Origin of the sequence: Lentzea sp. NPDC020367 (assembly GCF_044387305.1) — a bacterium.
GTDB lineage: Bacteria > Actinomycetota > Actinomycetes > Mycobacteriales > Pseudonocardiaceae > Lentzea.
Window position 1 is genome coordinate 702,879 of sequence record NZ_JBIRVV010000002.1, and the last position, 17,263, is coordinate 720,141.

15 protein-coding genes are annotated in these 17,263 nt (G+C 71.3%); 4 read left to right on the forward strand and 11 right to left on the reverse strand.

All coding sequences use genetic code 11. The annotated features are described in order from the left end of the window. Positions 1–110: 110 nt before the first annotated feature. Positions 111–1,217: a helix-turn-helix transcriptional regulator gene (locus ACH413_RS10455; protein WP_360030616.1), complete on the forward strand. Its 1,107-nt coding sequence runs from the start codon at positions 111–113 to the stop codon at positions 1,215–1,217. On the opposite strand, the gene ACH413_RS10460 is transcribed toward ACH413_RS10455, so the two are convergent. After that, the gene (locus ACH413_RS10460; protein ID WP_360030618.1) at positions 1,214–2,107 is read right to left on the reverse strand and encodes a ParB N-terminal domain-containing protein; all 894 of its coding nucleotides are present in this window, start codon (positions 2,105–2,107) and stop codon (positions 1,214–1,216) included. The two genes, ACH413_RS10455 and ACH413_RS10460, sit on opposite strands and share 4 nt — an antisense overlap. A gap of 77 nt (positions 2,108–2,184) precedes the next feature. Then, entirely contained in the window at positions 2,185–2,577 is a 393-nt protein-coding gene (locus tag ACH413_RS10465; protein ID WP_319973421.1) for a CoA-binding protein, read from the reverse strand. Between the two features lie 118 nt (positions 2,578–2,695). On the opposite strand from ACH413_RS10465, the gene ACH413_RS10470 reads away from it, so the two are divergent. Then, positions 2,696–3,121 carry a YciI family protein gene (locus ACH413_RS10470; RefSeq protein ID WP_360030620.1) on the forward strand — a complete coding sequence of 142 codons (426 nt, stop codon included), beginning with the start codon at positions 2,696–2,698 and terminating at the stop codon, positions 3,119–3,121. Here the strand turns inward: ACH413_RS10470 and ACH413_RS10475 are convergent. Together ACH413_RS10475 and ACH413_RS10480 are read right to left on the reverse strand one after the other, a co-directional pair. Further along, positions 3,115–3,879, reverse strand: a complete 765-nt coding sequence (locus ACH413_RS10475) for a helix-turn-helix domain-containing protein (RefSeq protein WP_360030622.1) — start codon at positions 3,877–3,879, stop codon at positions 3,115–3,117. The two genes, ACH413_RS10470 and ACH413_RS10475, sit on opposite strands and share 7 nt — an antisense overlap. Before the next feature lie 114 nt (positions 3,880–3,993). Next, positions 3,994–4,914 carry a helix-turn-helix domain-containing protein gene (locus ACH413_RS10480; RefSeq protein WP_360030624.1) on the reverse strand — a complete coding sequence of 307 codons (921 nt, stop codon included), beginning with the start codon at positions 4,912–4,914 and terminating at the stop codon, positions 3,994–3,996. 108 nt (positions 4,915–5,022) lie between these two features. Here ACH413_RS10480 and ACH413_RS10485 point away from each other — a divergent pair, with 108 nt between their 5' ends. Together ACH413_RS10485 and ACH413_RS10490 are read left to right on the forward strand one after the other, a co-directional pair. Further along, positions 5,023–5,733, forward strand: a complete 711-nt coding sequence (locus ACH413_RS10485; protein ID WP_360030626.1) for a Crp/Fnr family transcriptional regulator — start codon at positions 5,023–5,025, stop codon at positions 5,731–5,733. A 25-nt stretch (positions 5,734–5,758) separates the two neighbouring features. After that, positions 5,759–6,163 (forward strand): DUF6069 family protein, encoded by a 405-nt coding sequence (locus ACH413_RS10490; RefSeq protein ID WP_360030628.1) that lies wholly within the window; start codon positions 5,759–5,761, stop codon positions 6,161–6,163. Positions 6,164–6,211: 48 nt separating this feature from the next. On the opposite strand, the gene ACH413_RS10495 is transcribed toward ACH413_RS10490, so the two are convergent. From ACH413_RS10495 to ACH413_RS10525, 7 genes are all read right to left on the reverse strand, one after another. Next, positions 6,212–7,213, reverse strand: coding sequence for a beta-ketoacyl-ACP synthase III (locus ACH413_RS10495; protein ID WP_360030630.1), 1,002 nt, complete (start codon positions 7,211–7,213; stop codon positions 6,212–6,214). A 13-nt stretch (positions 7,214–7,226) separates the two neighbouring features. Beyond that, positions 7,227–8,582: an aldehyde dehydrogenase family protein gene (locus tag ACH413_RS10500; protein WP_360030632.1), complete on the reverse strand. Its 1,356-nt coding sequence runs from the start codon at positions 8,580–8,582 to the stop codon at positions 7,227–7,229. 6 nt (positions 8,583–8,588) lie between these two features. Next, positions 8,589–9,260, reverse strand: coding sequence for a PAS domain-containing protein (locus ACH413_RS10505; RefSeq protein WP_319973429.1), 672 nt, complete (start codon positions 9,258–9,260; stop codon positions 8,589–8,591). A gap of 351 nt (positions 9,261–9,611) precedes the next feature. Then, positions 9,612–12,284: an AAA family ATPase gene (locus ACH413_RS10510; protein ID WP_360030634.1), complete on the reverse strand. Its 2,673-nt coding sequence runs from the start codon at positions 12,282–12,284 to the stop codon at positions 9,612–9,614. Then, the gene (locus ACH413_RS10515; RefSeq protein ID WP_360030636.1) at positions 12,284–14,881 is read right to left on the reverse strand and encodes a LuxR C-terminal-related transcriptional regulator; all 2,598 of its coding nucleotides are present in this window, start codon (positions 14,879–14,881) and stop codon (positions 12,284–12,286) included. The genes ACH413_RS10510 and ACH413_RS10515 overlap by 1 nt, the downstream gene beginning before the upstream one ends. Before the next feature lie 153 nt (positions 14,882–15,034). Next, positions 15,035–15,484 carry a hypothetical protein gene (locus ACH413_RS10520; RefSeq protein ID WP_360030638.1) on the reverse strand — a complete coding sequence of 150 codons (450 nt, stop codon included), beginning with the start codon at positions 15,482–15,484 and terminating at the stop codon, positions 15,035–15,037. 74 nt (positions 15,485–15,558) lie between these two features. Beyond that, on the reverse strand, positions 15,559–17,256 hold the full coding sequence (locus ACH413_RS10525; protein WP_360030640.1) for a 3-hydroxyacyl-CoA dehydrogenase NAD-binding domain-containing protein: 1,698 nt from the start codon (positions 17,254–17,256) through the stop codon (positions 15,559–15,561). Positions 17,257–17,263 lie beyond the last annotated feature (7 nt).

The window sequence follows — 17,263 nt, forward strand, 5'->3', positions numbered from 1 at the left end:
ACCATCGCCGACCGTTCCAGATAGCCCCAGTTGATCGTCAATCAACGGCCAATAAGTGGACATTCGGCATTCGGGTGTTTGGCGACGTACACACTTCCGGGGGGAGGGGGGTGAAGCCGTTGTCGCCCACGTTCGCCCAGGAGGTTCGCCGCCTGCGCAACGAGCGCGGGCTCTCACTCAGTCAGATGACCGGCCTCGTACCGTACAGCAAGGGACACCTCAGCAAGATCGAGAACGGCCAGGTTCACCCGAACCCCGAAATGGCCAGGCTCTTCGACAACGTCCTTCAGGCTGACGGTCACCTGATCGAACTAGCGGACGCGCCGGCCCGCCCGATTCCCAGTGACCACACCACTCTTCTCACCTTCGACTCGATGTTCGACCACCACCGCGCGCTGGGCCACCGGCTGAGCCCCGAGGTGGTGTTGTCCAGTCTCCGCCCCCAGGTGGACGCGCTGAGTTCGATGGCCCGCTCGGCCGACGACCCCGGTCTCGGCCGCGGCCTCTGGTTGCTGGCCGCGCGCTACGCCGAGTACGCGGGCTGGATGGAACAGGAACGCGGCGACGACGCCTCGGCGGCCGAACTCACCCGGCGCGCCGTCCAGTACGCCGCGCGAGGCGGTGACCCGGACCTGGAGGCCTACGCCTACGTCAGGGCCTCGGAGTTCGCCCTGTACCGCGGCGACGCCCACGCCACCGTCAACTTCGCCCGCAAAGCGGGCAAATCCCGTTCCACCGCGGTGAAAGCCGTGGCCGCCCAACGCGAAGCCCAGGGCTACGCGCTGGCAGGTGCCGCGGACCGCTGCCAGGCCGCCCTCGACCGCGCCGCGGAACTCCAGGGAGCGCTGGGTGAAACCCGTTACGGCACAACGAGCCTCGTCGACCAGGTAGCCATCGCCCGCGCCTGGTCGTTCCACGACCTGGGCCGCCACGCCGAGGCCGCCGTCATCCTCGACGACCAGATGCCGCTGATCGCCCCCACCGCCCTGCGCGCCCGCACCCGCTTCGGCCTGCGCCGGGCCCTGGCCCACGCCGCGGCGGGCGACGTCGACCACGCCTGCGACCTGGTGGTCGACCTGCTCGACGACATCCGGCAGGTGCAGTCCGCGACCGTCCACATCGACCTGACCGCGTTCAGCAAGTTGTTGTCCCGCTTGAGACCCGCGGCGGGGCGCGAGGTGGCGGGCGAGATCGGCGAGATCCTGTTCGAGTCCTAGACGGCGGCCCGGTCCTCGCGTTCCAGCGCCTCGGCCATCTCCACCCAGGCCTCCGCGACCCCGCGAGCCATGTCCGCCACCAGTTCCCGGCAGTGCGAAGGCACCCCGGACACCACGGTGGCCCACTCCCCCGACGACACCGCGTGCGCCTCCAGCCACCGCAGCACCAGCCGCCCGTGCTCGTTGAACCGCAACGACGGGTCCCGCCGCAGAATCGGCAGGGTGGCGTCGGGATCGCGGACGTCGGCACGTCCGGCGGGCAGCGCCTCGCCGGCCCGCTCGGAGGCGCGCATCCGTTCGGGCACCGGATCCAGCCCCGCGCTGAGCCGGCGGCGGACGTCCCGGACGGTGCCCGGCGACACCCCGGAGGCACGGGCGATGTCGCGCAACGAGGCGTCGGGCCGTTCGGTCACCAGCCGCCCGGCGAGCCTGCGCCCGGCGGCCGAGTTGACCGGCCTGACCTTGCCGTCGCGCCCCACCCGCACCGGGGCCTGACCGCCCACGGCGCGCCGCAGCACGCCGACGGACTTGGCGGCGAGGCCGGTGGAGGCCGCGATCGCGCGGTCCGAGCACTGCGGGTGCGACCGCAGCAGGCGCCGGGCCGCGGCCTCGCGGTCCGCGGTCGACAGCGTCGCCAGGTTCAGCGACACCGACAGCCCGAACAGGTCCTCGACGGGTCCGTCGACGTACTCGACCTCGACGGAACGGCAGCCGCGCAGCACGGCGGCCTTCAGGCGGTGGGTGCCGTCGACGACCCTCATCGTCGGGCGGTGCACCACGATCGGTGGCAGTGAGGCGCCGGACGACGCCAGCGAACGAACGAAGTCGTCGCTGCAGCCGCGAAGCCGCGGCGATTCGGCGGACCGCAACGCGGTGATGTCGACGAGCATGCGAAATCAAGCCCCCCAGGCTGATTGTCTCCAGAACCCCCAGGTGTCCGGACGACCAGGCCAGGTTAGCTAGTCGTTCAACGGGAGCGCCACTCGATCGCGGGACACACGTCCATCACCATGCGCAGGCCGGCCTCGCGAGCGCGCGCGTACGCCGCGTCGTCCACCACGCCGAGCTGGAACCACACGGCCTTGGCGCCGATCTCCGCGGCCTCGTCCGCGAACTGGCCGGCGTCCTCCGAGCGGCGGAACACGTCCACGACGTCGACCGCGAACGGGATGTCCGCCAGGGTCGCGTAGCCCTGCTCACCGTGCACGGTCTCGGCGGACGGGTGCACCGGCACGATCTTCTTGCCGCGCTGCTGGAGGAAGCGGGCGACGCCGTGGGCCGCGCGGGACGGGTTGTCCGAGAGCCCGACGATGGCCCAGACCTGGCAGTTCTCGAGGATCCAGTCGACGTCTTCGCGCATGCTTCCCACAGTAACCCTGTGACGCCGGTCACAATTGGTGGAAGCCGGTCGAAACGGCGGGGTCCCCGATCGACGCCTGGGTAGAAACGCACCAGACACCAGGCAGAGGAGACCCGAGATGCGCTTCATGGTCATCGTCAAGTCCACCCCGGAGACCGAGCAGGGCGTGATGCCGACGTCCGAGGAGCTCGCCGCCATGGGCAACTTCAACGAGGAGCTCGTCAAGGCCGGCGTGATGCTCGCGGGCGACGGCCTCTACTCGAGCGACAAGGGCGCGCGGGTCCGGTTCGACGGCAAGGGCGCGACGACGGTCATCGACGGTCCGTTCACCGAGTCCAAGGAGCTGATCGCGGGCTTCTGGATCTGGGAGCTGCCGAGCCTGCAGGACGCCGTCGAGTGGCTGAAGAAGGCGCCGTTCCAGGAGGGCGAGGTCGAGATCCGCCAGGTCCACGGCGACGAGGTGTTCGGTGACGCGCTGACGCCCGAGATCAAGGCGCAGGAGGACCGGCTGCGCGAGCAGATCGCGGCTCAGACCGGTCAGTGAGTGCGCGGAAGCGGCACTTCCGGCGCTGAGTGCGCGGTCAGCGCGACGCTCAGGGTCAGCAACGCACGCGGCGAGGTCGGACGGCAGCCCGTGAGCCGTTCGATCAGCCGCAGGCGGTGGTCGAGCGTGCTGCGGTGGATGTCCAGCCGCCGCGCCGCCGCCGCACGGTTGCCGTCCTCGTCGATGAACGCCCGCAACGCGTCCAGCAACGGCTGTTGAGCCACCACGGGTTCGATTACGCGAACCAGCCGTTCGGCGACGTGCGGCTGGCGCAGCACCGCGAAGTCCGCGAGGACGTTGCGCAGCTCGTAGACGCCCGGCGCGCGGCGGGAAGCGATCCGCAGGACGTCCTCCGCCGTCGCGCGGGCGGCCGCGAGGTCGCGCCGGGGCGCCCAGGCGACGCCCATCCACACGTCGGCGCCGAGCCGTTCGTACAGGTCACGAGCCAACGCGAGCTGGCCGTCCTGGGCGCACGGCAGCAGCACGTATCCGCCCTGGACGCCGTCGAGCACCAGGGCGTCGGGGTTGTCCCGCAACGACTCCAGCACGCGAGCGGCATCGTCCTCAGTGGACGCGCAGAACGCGATCACCGCGTACGCGAGCGCCAGTCCGTCGAAGGAACCGTTGTCACGGCCGGAGAGCAGGGTTCTGGCGAGCTGCCGGCGGGTCGCCACGTCCTCGACCGGGGGAAGGCCGAACGGACGGAGGATGTCACGCAGCACGTCTCCCAGCAGCCTGCTGTCCAGCACGGTGGTCACGCGTCGCCTCCTTGAGGTGGCCTGCGGTGTCGCACCGAACGGTAGGGAACTGTCGACAGTTGGCACAGACGGCTTGAGGGAGGCTTGACGTTCACCCCGGCGAGCTGAATCCGTTCAGCCCCAGGCGTTCGCGCGGCTCATCCCGATCGCCGTGCCCAGAACCGCGAGGTCACGCGGGTTGACGGGGCTCAGCCCGGTGAGCTCCTCGATCTGCCACAACCGGTAGTCGATGGTGCTGCGGTGGATGAACAGCTTCCTGACAGCTACCGCCCGGTTGCCGTCGGCTTCCAGCAGCGCCAGCACGGTCTCCACCAGAACGGGGTTCGCCAGCAGCGGCGCGACGACCTTGTCCAGTTCGTCGCGGACCTCCGGCGTCTGGACCATCGCGCTCTCGAACAGCACGTCGTCGATCCGGTAGACACCGGGCGGCCGGCCGAGCGACGACACGAGCGCGTCGATCTCGTCCACCTCCCTGCGCGCCAGGGGAACGCGCGCGGCGGGCCGTTCCGCGACGCACAGCCACATCTCGCCGCCGAGCTCCAGGCACACCTCCCGGCACAACGCCAGCGCGGCCCCTTCGGAGACCGGCAACAGCAGATGACCGGACGACGCGCACAGCACGGTCCCACGTCGACGGAAAGCGTTTACCACGCGGTCCACCAACGCACCGCGCACCGAGACGACGGTGTAGAACGCGGCGGCACCATCGGGTGCGCCACCGCCGAGCACCGCGTCCGCCAGCCCGTCGTCGGCGGCGCAGAACGACGCCATCAGCTCGGCGGCCAGCGCGGTTCCGGCGGCGGCCAGCGCGCGGGCGTCACCGCCGTCGTCCAGCATGGCCTCGGTCAGCAGCCTGTCCGTGGACCGCAGGGCCACGACCACGTGCGCAACCGGGACCTTCGCCGAACGCAGCCGTGAGCCGACGCGGTGCGCCACCGTCACGGCGGCGTCCTCCCAGCCGTCGGCGTCAGCGGCGGCGGCCCGGTAGACGGCGAGGAACTCCTCGTGCAGCAGGCGACCGACGTCGAAGAGCACGGGTCCCTCCCATCTTTCGCACCGCTGAAGGATTTCAGCGCGGGCAGTGGGGAAACCCCCAGCGTTCTCCAGCGGTACGCCAGTGCCCGCGACCCTAACGTCGGGTGCATGGCACCTCAGCTGCTCGCCCCGGCGCGGCCGCCGATCCTCACGCCTTCGCAGGAGGCCTGGCGCCAGTTCGCGCAGGCCCTCGCCCCCGTCGAGTTCGGCCGCGGCGACGTGCTGCTACGGCTCGGTGTCCCCGCCGACGACCTGATCGTCATCCGGTCGGGCAAGGCGAAGACGTGCTGCACCTCCACCGACGGCCGCGAGCTGGTGCTGGACTTCCACTGCGCCGGCGATCTCCTGGTGGAGCCGACGCTGTTCGACGCGGCGCCGTCGGTGTCGACGACGGTCGCGATCACCGACGTGCGGGCGGGCCGGATCTCACGGGCGGACCTGACGCAGTGGCTCGCGCTGTGCCCGGAGATCACCGAACGGCTGCTCGGCCAGATCGCCCGCCGGCAGCGCGAGTCGCACCAGATGCGGATGGACCTGGTGCAGATGGACGCCCCCGCACGCCTCGCGAAGGCGTTGCTGCGCCTGGCAGGACGGTTCGGCACCGACCGCCGCGGCGGGTTGCTGATGATCGAGGACCTCACCCAGGAAGAACTCGGCCAGTACGTCGGGTCGCGCCGCGACACCGTCAACAAGACGCTCTCGGACTTCGCCCAGCGCGGCTGGATCTCGATCGAGCGCAAGAGCATCTTCCTCACCGACCCGGCCCAGCTGTCCCGCCGGGTCCGCGTGGGCATGCCCGCCGTGCCCGCGCAGCGCTGATCCGACAACGCAGGGAGATCCTCAGGTGACAACAGAAACCAAGGCCGGCACGGGCAAGGTCGTGCTGGGAGTCGTGGCCGCGATCGTGGTGGCGTCGATCGGCAACGCCGTCGTGTCGTACCTGGCGCAGGCGCTCGGCGCCGACCCGAACGCCGTCGAGGGCCTGAAACCCCAGGGCTACGTCGTGCTGACCGCGCTGGGCGTGATCATCGCCGCGATCGCGTGGGCGACGATCCGCAAGCGCGCCAAGGATCCCGCGCGCACGCTCGGCAAACTCGTCCCGATCGTGGTCGTGGTGTCGTTCCTCGCCGACGTCCCGGTCTTCTTCCTGCCGGGCGCCAGCGTCGTCGGCGTGCTCGCGCTGATGGTCATGCACGTCGTCGTGGCCGCGGTGTCCGTGCCGATCTTCCGCCGCGTGCTTCCGGTTTAGCAACAGGAAGAACGGCCGGGAGGTGCGTCCTCCCGGCCGTTCTCGCGTTCACTCAGACAGATCGAGCTCCGGCCACACCAGCGTCGTGGCTCCCCACGTGAGGCCGCCGCCGAACGCCGTGAGCAGTACCTTCTGCCCCGCCGCCAGCTCCCCCGACCGCACGCCGTGCGCGAGCGCCAGCGGGATCGAGGCGGCGGAGGTGTTGCCGACGTCGGTGATGTTGGAGACGAACTTGTCGCGTGGCACCCCGAGCTCCGCCGACACCGCGTCCAGGATCCGGGTGTTGGCCTGGTGGGCGATGACCCTGTCCACATCGGACGCGACCCAGCCCTGCCGCTTGATCGCGTTGCGCGACGCGGCGGACATGCGCGCGACCGCGTTCGCGAAGACCTCGCGGCCCTCCATCTGGAAGAACTTGTCGCCGTGCGGCACGATGTCGCGCGACGACCGCTGCCGCGACCCACCGGCCGGGACGGTGATCAGGTCGGACAGCTCGCCGTCCGAACCGAGGTCGAACGGCCCGAGCGCGCCCGGCTCGTCCGGGGATCCCGCCCGCAGCACCACCGCTCCCGCGCCGTCGCCGAAGATGACGGACGTGGTGCGGTCCTGCGGGTTGAGGATCGTCGAGTAGGCGTCTCCGCCGATCATGATGAGGCTGTCCACGATGCCGGCCGTGATCAGCCCGGCGCCGACGCCCAGCCCGTACACGAATCCCGTGCACACGGCCGCGATGTCGAACGCGGGGACGTCGATCAGTCCCAGCCGCGACGCGATCTCCGGAGCCGTTGCGGGACAGGGCCTGTCGGGTGTCGTCGTCGCGAGGATCACCGCTCCCGCGCCCGGCACGCCCGCCGAGCGCAGTGCCCGCCGCGCCGCCTCGACCGACAGGTCCGAGGTCGCCATACCGGGTTCGACCACATGTCGTGTGGCGACCCCGATCCGCGACCGGATCCACTCGTCGGTCGTGTCCAGCCTGGCTGTCAGTTCGTCGTTGGTGACCACTCGCGGCGGGAGCCATGACCCGAGTCCCGCGACCACCGCTGCGCGCATTCTCCGACCTTCCTCACCGTTCGTCAGCCAGGACTTCCGGGAGGAAGTGGCTGGGAAACCCTTGGAACACCACGGGACGCTGGAACCGTTCGACGGCTCGTACGCCCACCGAGGTGTGGAACGGCGACGTGGTCGCGGGCCAGGGACCGCCGTGGTGCATGGCCGGGGTCGTCGCGATGTCGTTGGGCCACTGGTTCCACACGATCCGCCCGGCACGCCCGGTCAGTTCGCTGACCAGCTCGGGCAGAAGGTCGTCGTCCTCGCCGTGCACGGTCGCCGTCAGCTGTCCCGGCAACGCGGCGGCGAGCTCCAGCAGTTCGTTGCTGTCGCGGTAGGTCACCACGACGGACACGGGCCCGAAGCACTCGCTGAGCACGTCGTCGTGGCCGTTCAGGACGTCGGCGGCGGTGGTGCGCAACAACGTGGGCGCGTGCCCGCCCGCGCCGGAGCCGCCCTCGACGAGCACGTCGAGGAACTCCGTCAACGCCTCCACGCCGGTCTCGAACCGCTTGGCCACGAGCTTGTTGAACAACGGCTCCGCCCGCAACGCGCGCACCTCGGCGGCGACGTCGTCGGCGAAAGCCTCTGGTACGACGAGAAGTCCGGGCTTCGTGCAGAGCTGCCCGCTCTGCTGAGCCAGTGCCTGAGCGAATCCGCGCGCGATCTCCTGGCCGCGCCTGCGAACGGCCCGAGCGGTCACGAACACCGGGTTCACGCTGCCGAACCCGCCGTAGAACGGGATCGGCTCGGGCCGGGTCGAGGCGAGGTGGTGCAGTTCGCGGCCCACGCGGCTGCTGCCGATGAACGCGACGGCCTTGATCCGCGGGTCGAGCACGAGCTGACGGGCCCGGCGCTGCCCGTGCACGAGCGCGAACACGCCCTTGGGCAGCACCGCCTCGACGATCTCGGCCGTGCGGTCGGCGAGGTCGGGATAGCTGTGGCTCGCCTTGACCACGACCGGGCACCCGGCGGCCAGCGCCGACGCGGTGTCGCTGCCGGCCACGGAGAACGCGAACGGGTACGAGGTGGAGCCGAAGACGGCGACCGGTCCGAGCGGGACCAGCACGCGGCGCAGGTCCGGCCTCGGCCCGGCGGGCCACGCCGGGTCCTCGCGGTCGACGACGACCCCGTTGACCGCGCCCGAGCGCAGGTACTCGGCGAACGAGCGCAGCTGGAAGGTCGTGCGGGCGACCTCCGCGCGCAGGCCCTCGCCGGGGAGCCTGCACTCCCACTCGGCCAGCGCGACCAGGTCTTCGGTCTCGTGGTCGAGCGCCTCGGCGACGGCGTCCAGTGCCGCCGCCCGCTCGTCCGGCCGGGTCGTGCCCCACTCACGGGCGGCGTCGGTCGCCCGGTCGAGGATCTCCTCCACGACGGCCTACTTGATGTAGTCGGCGGAGACCCGGGGCGGCCAGCTGGCGACGCTGAGCACGCCGAGGCTGTAGGCGCGCGAGACGAGGGCGGCGCGGTTGGGGGCCTTGAGCTTCTTGAGCATCGTGCCGACGTGGTACTCGACGCCCTGGCGCGACAGGAACAGCCGCGACGCGAGGCGCACGGTCGACTCGCCGGTGGCGATGCCCTCGAGGATGCGGGCGTCGAGCTCGGTGAGGATGCGGTTGCGGTCGACCACGACGGCGTTGGGCTGCTCGCCCTTCTCCGGGTTCACGACGACGACGAACTGCACCAGGCCGCCGTGCACGTCGTGGACGGCGATGCCGGTGATGTCGCCGGTGAAGACGGCGTGCCGCGGGCCGATGCCGGCGAGGTGCTCCACGAAGCGCTGGCGGCGTCCCTCGACGAGGCGGTCGAACTGCTTGCGCATCGGGCCGTGCACGCCGGGGTGCAGCAGCTCGTAGAAGCTGCGGCCGAGCAGTGACTCGCGGGAGTGACCGAACTGGGTCACGAAGTCGTCGTTGGCCTCGACCACGCGCAGCTGCAGGTCGAGACGGGCGAGGCAGAGACCGGAGCGTTCGAGCAGTGAGCGGAACACGTCCGCGTCCGGAACGGCGATCTGGTCGGTTGCGAGAGAACCAGCGGCAACAGTGTGCATCAGAGAGAATCCCTCTCGTGCAGAAGTGAAACTTGAGGCGGCCACAAGGCGATCTAGAACTATTTCCCGATTCTCACCTTGACACGTTGAATCGTAGGAAGATCTGCCGAACCCGGTCAACGAGGTGTGAGGGGTGGCCCCTAATGTTGTGGTAGGGGTGGGCCGGGGGTTCGGGGAGGCGTCCGCGTATTTCGGTAGGCCGTTTCGGCTGCGTCTCACCTGATGGCGCGTTACGGCCCTGAACTGCGAGGATGCCCGCGCGACCGATCGAGACGCCACCGCGCGGTAACTGAGGCACAGCTCAACTGTGCGGCACATGCGCACAAGAAATTCGTAGATGTGTCGCCGGTGTTACGCGTGGGGCGGGTAGGCCCTGGCGAGTGCGCCGGGCAGTTCCGTGCGCCGGCGGATGCCGAGCTTGCGAAACGAGTTCGTGAGGTGCTTTTCGATCGCCCGCGAGGTCACGGCGAGTTCGTCCGCTATTTCCGCGTTGGTGAGACCGCGGACCACGAGTCCGGCGACTTTGAACTCGGCGCGGGTCAGCGCCACGACGATGCCGGGTGAATTACCGTCGAGTTCCTTCGCGATTCTTTGAGCCAGTCTTTCGGCACCGCTGTCCACCGCGAGCTGATACGCGTCGCTGAGACGGCGTTGCGCCTGAGGGTCGCCGTCGGCGCGTTCGCGCGCGCCGAGGTGCAGCAGCGTCTTGGCCCGTTCGAACGGGTTGGCGTGCAGGACCTCCACGGCCTCACGCAGCATTTCGAGGCCCTGACCGCCGGGCGTGTAGCGGCCGAGCACGGTGAGGGCCCGCCCGATGCCGAGCGGCGCGCCCCACTCGACCGCGCGGTCCCAGCCGGCCATCGCGGCTTCTCTCGCGGCCGCGAAGTCGCCGAGCTGGGCATGCAGCCGTGCGACGTGCACGCACCAGGGCAGCAGCACGGGATTGCGCCACCCCGCGGCGTCGAACACGCGACCGCAGTCCTGGAGGCGTTCGAGCGCCTGCGCGTGCTCCCCCGCCAACGCCTCGCCCATCGCGTGCAGCATGCGGTATACGGCCTCCACACCGGCGGGCTCGTCGCGATCGGGCCGGGAAGCGAGGAGTTTCGCGATCAGGGCGGGGTCACGCAGGTCCACGGCGACGGCGATGAGCCCGATCGCGGCGGTCGTGGTGTCGCCGCGCCAGTCCAGCACGGCGAGGTCGACGGCGTGTTCGGCGGCCGCCCGCGCCTCCCCCGGTTTGCCCAGGTGCATGAGGACGAACGACTGCTGGGCGCGGATCAGGGCCTGCTCGACGGTGGTCGTCGCCTGCCCGAACGCCTGGTCGAGCCACGGCACGGCCTCGTGCGCGGCGTCGGCGGCGGCGAGGACCTTGATGAGCAACGGCAGGGCGGTGTGCACGTGCGTGGGGTGCGGCGGTTCCTGTCTCAGCACGGTCCGTGCGATGGCCGCGACCTCGTGCGCGGGCAGGCGGGCCGTGAGCATGGCGGCGTCGAGCAGCACGATCTGCAGTTCACGTTCGCCGGGGGTGGCACCGCTGATCTGCTGGAGGCGTTGCGCGGAGTCGGCGAGCAACGCGGGATCGGCGTGCCACGCATACCGTTGCCGAGCCTCGAGCCGGTACGCGAGCTCCTGGTTGTGGGCGAGGCCGGCGGCGACGTGGTCGATGAGGTCGCGCACGGGCCGGGGCGCGGAGCCGAGGGCGGTCGGCGCGATCCGCACGAGCGCGGCCGCCCGTTCCTCGACCTCGCGGAACAACGGCACCGCGTAGGAGATGTGCCGGACCGACGCGGCGGGGTCGAAGAGGCGTTCGGCGGTGGCGAGGTCGACGAGCAGCCGGGCGCGTTGCTCGGAGTCCCTTGCCACGTACCGCAACGCGCGGCGCAGGTAGCGGGCGGCGACCTCGGGCGCGCCCCTGCGCAACGCGGTCGCGGCCGCCTCGCCGAGCGCCTCGATCGCCCACGGCCCCTGCGCGGCGGTGACGGTGAGCAGCCGGGCCGCGACCTGTTCGGCGGGCCTGCCGTTGTCGTGCAACAGCTTCACGGCCTTCGCCTGCCAGTCGTCGCGTTCGCCGACGGGCATCGACTCCTCGATCGCGTCCCTGATCACCGGTCTGCCGAGGACGAGACCGGCCTGGTCGAGGACGCGCTGGGCCTCGACCGCCTGCCGGTCGGTGAGCCCGGCGAGCCTGCCGACGAGCTCGTCCTCCCCGAGCACGGCCGCGGCCTTGGCGAAGTCCTGGGCGAAGAACGGCTGGGTGGCGAGGTCGCGCACGAGCCGTTCCCGCAGCCGCGCTGGCCGCAGCTCCCGGACGTGCGGGACCTGGTCTGCGGTGGGGCTGGTGACGTGGTGCAGCACCGCGCACAGGAACATCGGGTTGCCGCCGGTCACGGCGTGGCACGCGGCGACGAAGTCCTCGTCGGGGCGCAGGCCGGTGCGGTGTTCGACGAGTTCCGCGACCGCCCGCGGCGACAGCGGTTCCGGGCGGATCTCGGTGCTCCCGGGCAGTCCGCGCGTGCTGTCCCTGGTGGCCGCGACGAGCAGCACCGGCTCGTTCTCCAACACCGCGGCGACCGTCACCAGCCAGTGCAGCGACGGGTCGTCGGCCCACTGGAGGTCGTCGATCAGCAGCAGCACCGGCTGCTCCGCGCCGATCGCCCGCAGCAGCGCGGTGAGTCCGCTGATCGCCGCCTCCTGCACGGCGAACACCGAGTCGACCGGCGTGTCCTCCTCGAACACCGGTCTCGCGAGGCCCGCCGGGCCGCTGAGCAGGCGAGCGCCGTCCTGAGCCAGCACGGGGTCCAGCAGTTGGCGGGCGACGCCGAACGCGAAGTCCCGCTCCAGCGCGGAACAGGTGGCCGTGAGCACGCGGAAGCCGGTGGCCCGCGCCCGCAGCGCGTCCAGCAGCGCGGACTTGCCGCAGCCGAGCGGTCCGGTGACGACGATCCGGCCGCCGCTTCCCCGGCGGGCGCGGTCCAGCGCCTCGGTCAGCCGGCGCAGTTCGCCGGTGCGTTCGAGCAGGATCATCACGAGGCCAGGTAGTCCGCCAGCTCCGCACGGCTGGAGATCCCGAGTTTGCGGTAGGCGCGGGTCAGGTGCACCTCGACGGTCCGCAGCGTGACGAACAGGTGGTCGGCGATCTCCCGGTTCGTGACGCCGGCCGCCGCCAGGTCCACGACCTTGCGCTCGCTGGCCGTCAGCACCGCCAGGCCGTCCACAGTGGACGGCGCGCGCATCCGTCCGCCGACGCCGAGCAGCAACGTCCTGGCCGAGTCCGCGAGCGCCCTGCTGCCGGCCCGCAACGCCAGCCCGACGGCGGCCCGCAGGTGCGCCCGCGCCTGCCGGGGATCGCCCGCGCCGGACCACCGCTGACCCAGCAGCAGTTCGGTCCGCGCCTGCTGGATGAGCGACGGCACCGCGGCGAACCCGTCCGCGGCGGCCCTGGCCATGTCCATCGCGCCGGGCCCGATCGTCGTGTAGGCGCGTGCCAGCAACGAGAACGCGGCCGACTCCCTGGTCGGCCAGGTCCTGGCCAGCCGGTCCGCCTCCCGCGTGGCGACGGTGGCGTCCCGTCCGGCCAGGGTCATCACCTGCACGACGTCGATCCACGTGGGCAGGGCGCCGGGGTCGCTGAGCCCGACCGCGGACATCACCGCCTGGCAGGCCGCCATCCGTTCGGCCGCCAGCGGGACGTCGTCCTGCACGAAGGCGAGCCAGCCGGACGCGCGCAGGTACTCGCGGTGCACGGGGGTGAGGTGCCGGACGTCGTCCTCGTCGACCTCGTCGAGCAGCTTCTCCGCGAGCGGGGTGTTGCCGGTCTGCAACGAAAGCCAGGCCAGCAGGACGATCGCGCGCGGCAGCCGCCAGCCGCCGTCGCGCATCGCGTGGACCGCCGTCGCCGCGTCCTGGGTGGCACGCGGGAGATCGCCCAGCGACATGTGGACGAGCGCGCGCTGCACGAGCGATCGGCAGCGGGCGAGCGAGTCCCCGTTGCCCGCGAAGGCGTCCACGGCCCGGTCGAGCACGGAAAGCGCTTCCCCAGCATGGCCCGCCACGCGCAGAACCGTTGCGGCGGACAGCATCGACCAGTCGGTGAGCGCCTCGGAGTCGACGAGGGCGGCCCGCGCGTACCCGACGGCGGCGTCCATCGCTCCCCCGCCGCGCATGACGGCCTCCGCGACGACGCCGAGCAGACAGCGTTGTGCCGTCGTGTCTCCCGCCGGAGGTGGCGTGGCCCTGGCGACGGCCGTCGCGACCACGCGGGCGTCGTCGAGGTCGATCGACAGCTGCACGGCGTCGAGCAGCGTCACCAGGTCCGCGGACAGCGCGGGATCCCTGGCCAGCCGCAGGAACGTGCGGGTGCGCCCGGTCAGCGCGTGCTTCACGGCGAGCGCGGCCCGCAGCTCCGGGTCGGTGGTGCGGTGGAACGCGGCGGCGAGGTGTTCGCACGCCTGCGTTGGGTCGTGCCGGGACAGCTCGGTCGCGAGGTTGACCCGCAGCTCGACGTCGTCGGGGCTGAGCTCGACGAGACGGCGCAGGTAGCGGGACGCGTCCCGGGGCTGCCCGCCCGCGGCCGCCTCGTGCAGCACCTGCGACATCCAGGGCGCGTCGACGGCGGGCAGGTGGACGAGCTGGTCGGCCACGGCGCCCGCGTCGTGCCCGAACTCGTCCAGCACGACGGCCGCGCGGTGCCGCAGTTCGGCGGCCTCGGCCGGGCCGAGCACGTCGAGCACGCCCGCCCGGTACCACGCGCGGACGTGGTCGGGCAGGCCCTCGCCGAGCAGGTGGTGACGGCGCAGCGCGGAGATCCCGTTCTCGGCCACCCGCGCGGACACCCCGGCGAGCGGCCCGACGAGTTCCTCCCGGTCGACGACCACGAGCGCGGTGGCGATGGCGCGCAGGTGTTCCGGCTCGTCGCGCAGCCGGCGCGCCGCGACGAGTTCGACGGACTCCTGCCGCAACGCCCGCGCGGCGCGGATGTCCGCGAGCACGGTCGTGAGGTGGCTCGGCACGCCACCGGACAGGCGCAGGCACAGGTTCGTGAACACCGCGTCCGGCGGGAAGTGCAGGGTCGTGGAGATCATGTCGGCGACCTGCGGCGTGGTGAGCGGCTGCAGGTCGACCACGTGCGCACGGGCCAGATCGACGTGCAGCGGCGAGTTCTGCGACAGCACCAGGCTGACCGGTTCGGCGCCGAGCCTGCGCAGTACGAAGTCCACCCAGCGCACGGTCGCGTCGTCGCACGCGTCGAGGTCGTCGAGGACGAGACAGACGGGCGACTGCCGCGCCAGCGCCACGACATCACGCCACATGCACCGGTACACGCGGTAGAGGGAGGCGGCGGACGTGTCCGGCAGTTCCGGAACTCCTATACCTGCCTGAGCGAGCATCCGGCGGGCGACGGTGAGCGGCAGGCGTTCACCACGTCCGCCCGCGCTCAGCACCGTCGTCCCGGCACGGGTCTCGGTCCCGGTGGCCAGGCGCAGGACGGCGGACTTGCCGGAGCCACGGCCGCCGCGCACGAGCACGGCCTGCGCGCCCCTGCCACGACGGGCCTCGGTCGTGTGGTGCGCCACCGCGGTGAGCACGCTCTCACGACCGAAGAGCTCCGACTGGTCGTCCACCGCCTACCGCCTCAGGCTCGAAGAGTGACCCTGCGCTGAGGATAATTGCCCCAGGTGACCGGACCGCAAACTCCGCGAGGCAAGTGTCAAAGTCTGGCACGGTGATTCCGCATTGTGCGGGTGGCGAATCCACCGCCGGTTCCAGTCAGTGAACTAATACGCCACAACGCGGCCGGGCACAACCCGGTAGAGGCTCGGTTTCTCCGGGAGGAACGCGAGCCCGAAGCGGGTGAGGAACTCGCCGAAGGCCGCGTCCACGAAGTCGTCGTCCGGCAGGCCGTCCCACGTCTCGGCGGCGGCCCGCGCGACGTCGACGGCGGTGCTGTCGTAGACGACGAGGTCCGGCAGGTCGCCCGCGAAGTAGCCGCGTGCCAGCGAGATCGGCGACGAGCTGTCGTCGAGGAACCCCACCACGTCCCACCTGCCCTCGGTCGCCTCGCTCAGCGCGAGACGGGCGGCGACCTCGGACGAGGTGGCGTAGGTGACGCGGTAGCCGCGGCGCACCAGTTCCTCGATCACCGCGAGCGCCGGTAGTGCCTGGCCCTGCGCGGGGTTGGCGAAGATCGCCACGTGCCGCCGTCGGGTGCCGACCTCCTCGGCCATCGTTGATGACCACCTCTCTGCGAACGACGTGCTGCCTGATGCCGTTGTACGGCATTCAATGCCAGGGGAATGCCTCACTTTCCTTTGTTCCCGAGCCGGAATCCGCTGCCCGTTTTCTGCCCGAGGTGACCGGAGGCGACGAGCCGCCGCAGTTCCTCCGCGGGCGCGGGTTCTCCGGTGGGAGAGGCCGCGCTCAGCGTCTCCAGAATGGCGAGCGAGATGTCGAGCCCAATGGTGTCGAGGAGGGTGAAGGGGCCCATCGGGTGGTGGAACGCGGTCACGATCGCGGTGTCGATCTCGTCGACCGTGACGTCGGTGCGGCCGAGCATGCGAATGGCGTCGTTCAGGTACGGGAACAGCACGTGGTTCACGATGAACCCGACGCGGTCCGCGCAGTCCACTCCGGTCTTGCGCAGCCACTTCACCAGTGCGTGGGCGGTGGCGTGCACGTCGTCGGCGGTGTGGCTGGTGCGGACGATCTCGACGAGCTTCATGACCGGTGCGGGGTTGAAGAAGTGCAGCCCGATGACGTCCCGCGGGCGGCTTGTCGCGTTCGCGCAGTCGGTGACGGAAAGGCTCGACGTGGTGGTGGCGATGATGGCACCGGGTTTGACGGCGGCGTCGATGCCTTGCAGCACAGCGCTTTTCACGGCCATGTCCTCGGCGACGGCCTCGATCACGATGTCCGCGTCGGCCAGGGCCTCGTAGCCCGTGCCGGCGGTGAGCCTCGCGAGGACGTCCTCACGGTCCTGTTCGGACATCCTGCCCTTCTGCACGAGTCTGGTCAGGGACGAGCAGATCTGCTGCCGCGCTGCCTCGGCCTTGTCCGGGGTGCGCGCGACGAGCGTGGTGGGAATGCCCGCCACGATCAGGACTTCCGCGATGCCGCGGCCCATCAGTCCGGCGCCGACGACACCGGCACGGCGGATCTCGCGTGGTTCGCCGTCGCTGACGCGGTTGCGGGGCGGGGGCTGGATCTCGCCGCGGCCGTCGTACCGGTGGAAGCCCCTGCCCGTTTTCCGCCCGAGGTGCCCTTCCTCGACCTTGCGGTCCAGCAGCGGGGACGGGACGTAGTCGGCGGAGCCGGTGCTGTCGTGGAGGTGGTGGAGAGCGTTGCGGACGGTGTCCAGTCCGATCAGGTCGAGCAGGTGCAACGGGCCGAACTTGAGGCCGCAGCCCAGTTTCAGGGCGGCGTCGAGGTCCTCGACGGTCGCGTAGCCCTCGTCGGCGAGGTTCATCGTGCGGTTCATGCACGCGTACAACAGCGCGGTGGCGGCCTCGACGGGCCGGCAGCCGAGACTCACGATCTCGGTGCCCGCCAGCCGGACTGCCTTGCGTGCCAGGTGGAACGCCTCCGGGGAGACCATGGACGTGCCGATCAGGCTCGCGTGCCGCCCGTACGGCGGCGGGATGGAGTAGCGCAGCCCGACGACGCGGTCCGGTGCGCCGGACGCGATGGCGAGTTTCGCCACGGACAGCGTCGACGTGGCGGTGAGGAAGACCGTGCCCGGCGCGCACTGGTCGGCGAGCTGCCGCAGCACGGTCTCCTTGACGCCGAAGTCCTCCGGCAGCGCCTCGATGACGAGGTCGGCCCGCTTGAGGTCGACCAGTTCCGTCGCGAGGCCCAGCCGGGGACCGCCGAGCCTGTCCTGGACGCGCGCCAGCACCTCGAGATCGCTGTCCACGCCGATCACCTCGGCCCCGTTCGCGAGCAGGACCTGCGCGAGGCCCTCCCCGAGGCTGCCGAGCCCCACCACACCGATCACGAGCATGTCCGTC

What these genes read in the sequence shown, in the direction of transcription:
- ACH413_RS10460 (WP_360030618.1), bottom strand. Translation starts at nt 2,107, where the DNA reads ATGCTCGTCGACATCACCGCGTTGCGGTCCGCCGAATCGCCGCGGCTT.
- ACH413_RS10465 (WP_319973421.1), bottom strand. Translation starts at nt 2,577, where the DNA reads ATGCGCGAAGACGTCGACTGGATCCTCGAGAACTGCCAGGTCTGGGCC.
- ACH413_RS10470 (WP_360030620.1), top strand. Translation starts at nt 2,696, where the DNA reads ATGCGCTTCATGGTCATCGTCAAGTCCACCCCGGAGACCGAGCAGGGC.
- ACH413_RS10485 (WP_360030626.1), top strand. Translation starts at nt 5,023, where the DNA reads ATGGCACCTCAGCTGCTCGCCCCGGCGCGGCCGCCGATCCTCACGCCT.
- ACH413_RS10495 (WP_360030630.1), bottom strand. Translation starts at nt 7,213, where the DNA reads ATGCGCGCAGCGGTGGTCGCGGGACTCGGGTCATGGCTCCCGCCGCGA.
- ACH413_RS10505 (WP_319973429.1), bottom strand. Translation starts at nt 9,260, where the DNA reads ATGCACACTGTTGCCGCTGGTTCTCTCGCAACCGACCAGATCGCCGTT.
- ACH413_RS10510 (WP_360030634.1), bottom strand. Translation starts at nt 12,284, where the DNA reads ATGATCCTGCTCGAACGCACCGGCGAACTGCGCCGGCTGACCGAGGCG.
- ACH413_RS10520 (WP_360030638.1), bottom strand. Translation starts at nt 15,484, where the DNA reads ATGGCCGAGGAGGTCGGCACCCGACGGCGGCACGTGGCGATCTTCGCC.
- ACH413_RS10525 (WP_360030640.1), bottom strand. Translation starts at nt 17,256, where the DNA reads ATGCTCGTGATCGGTGTGGTGGGGCTCGGCAGCCTCGGGGAGGGCCTC.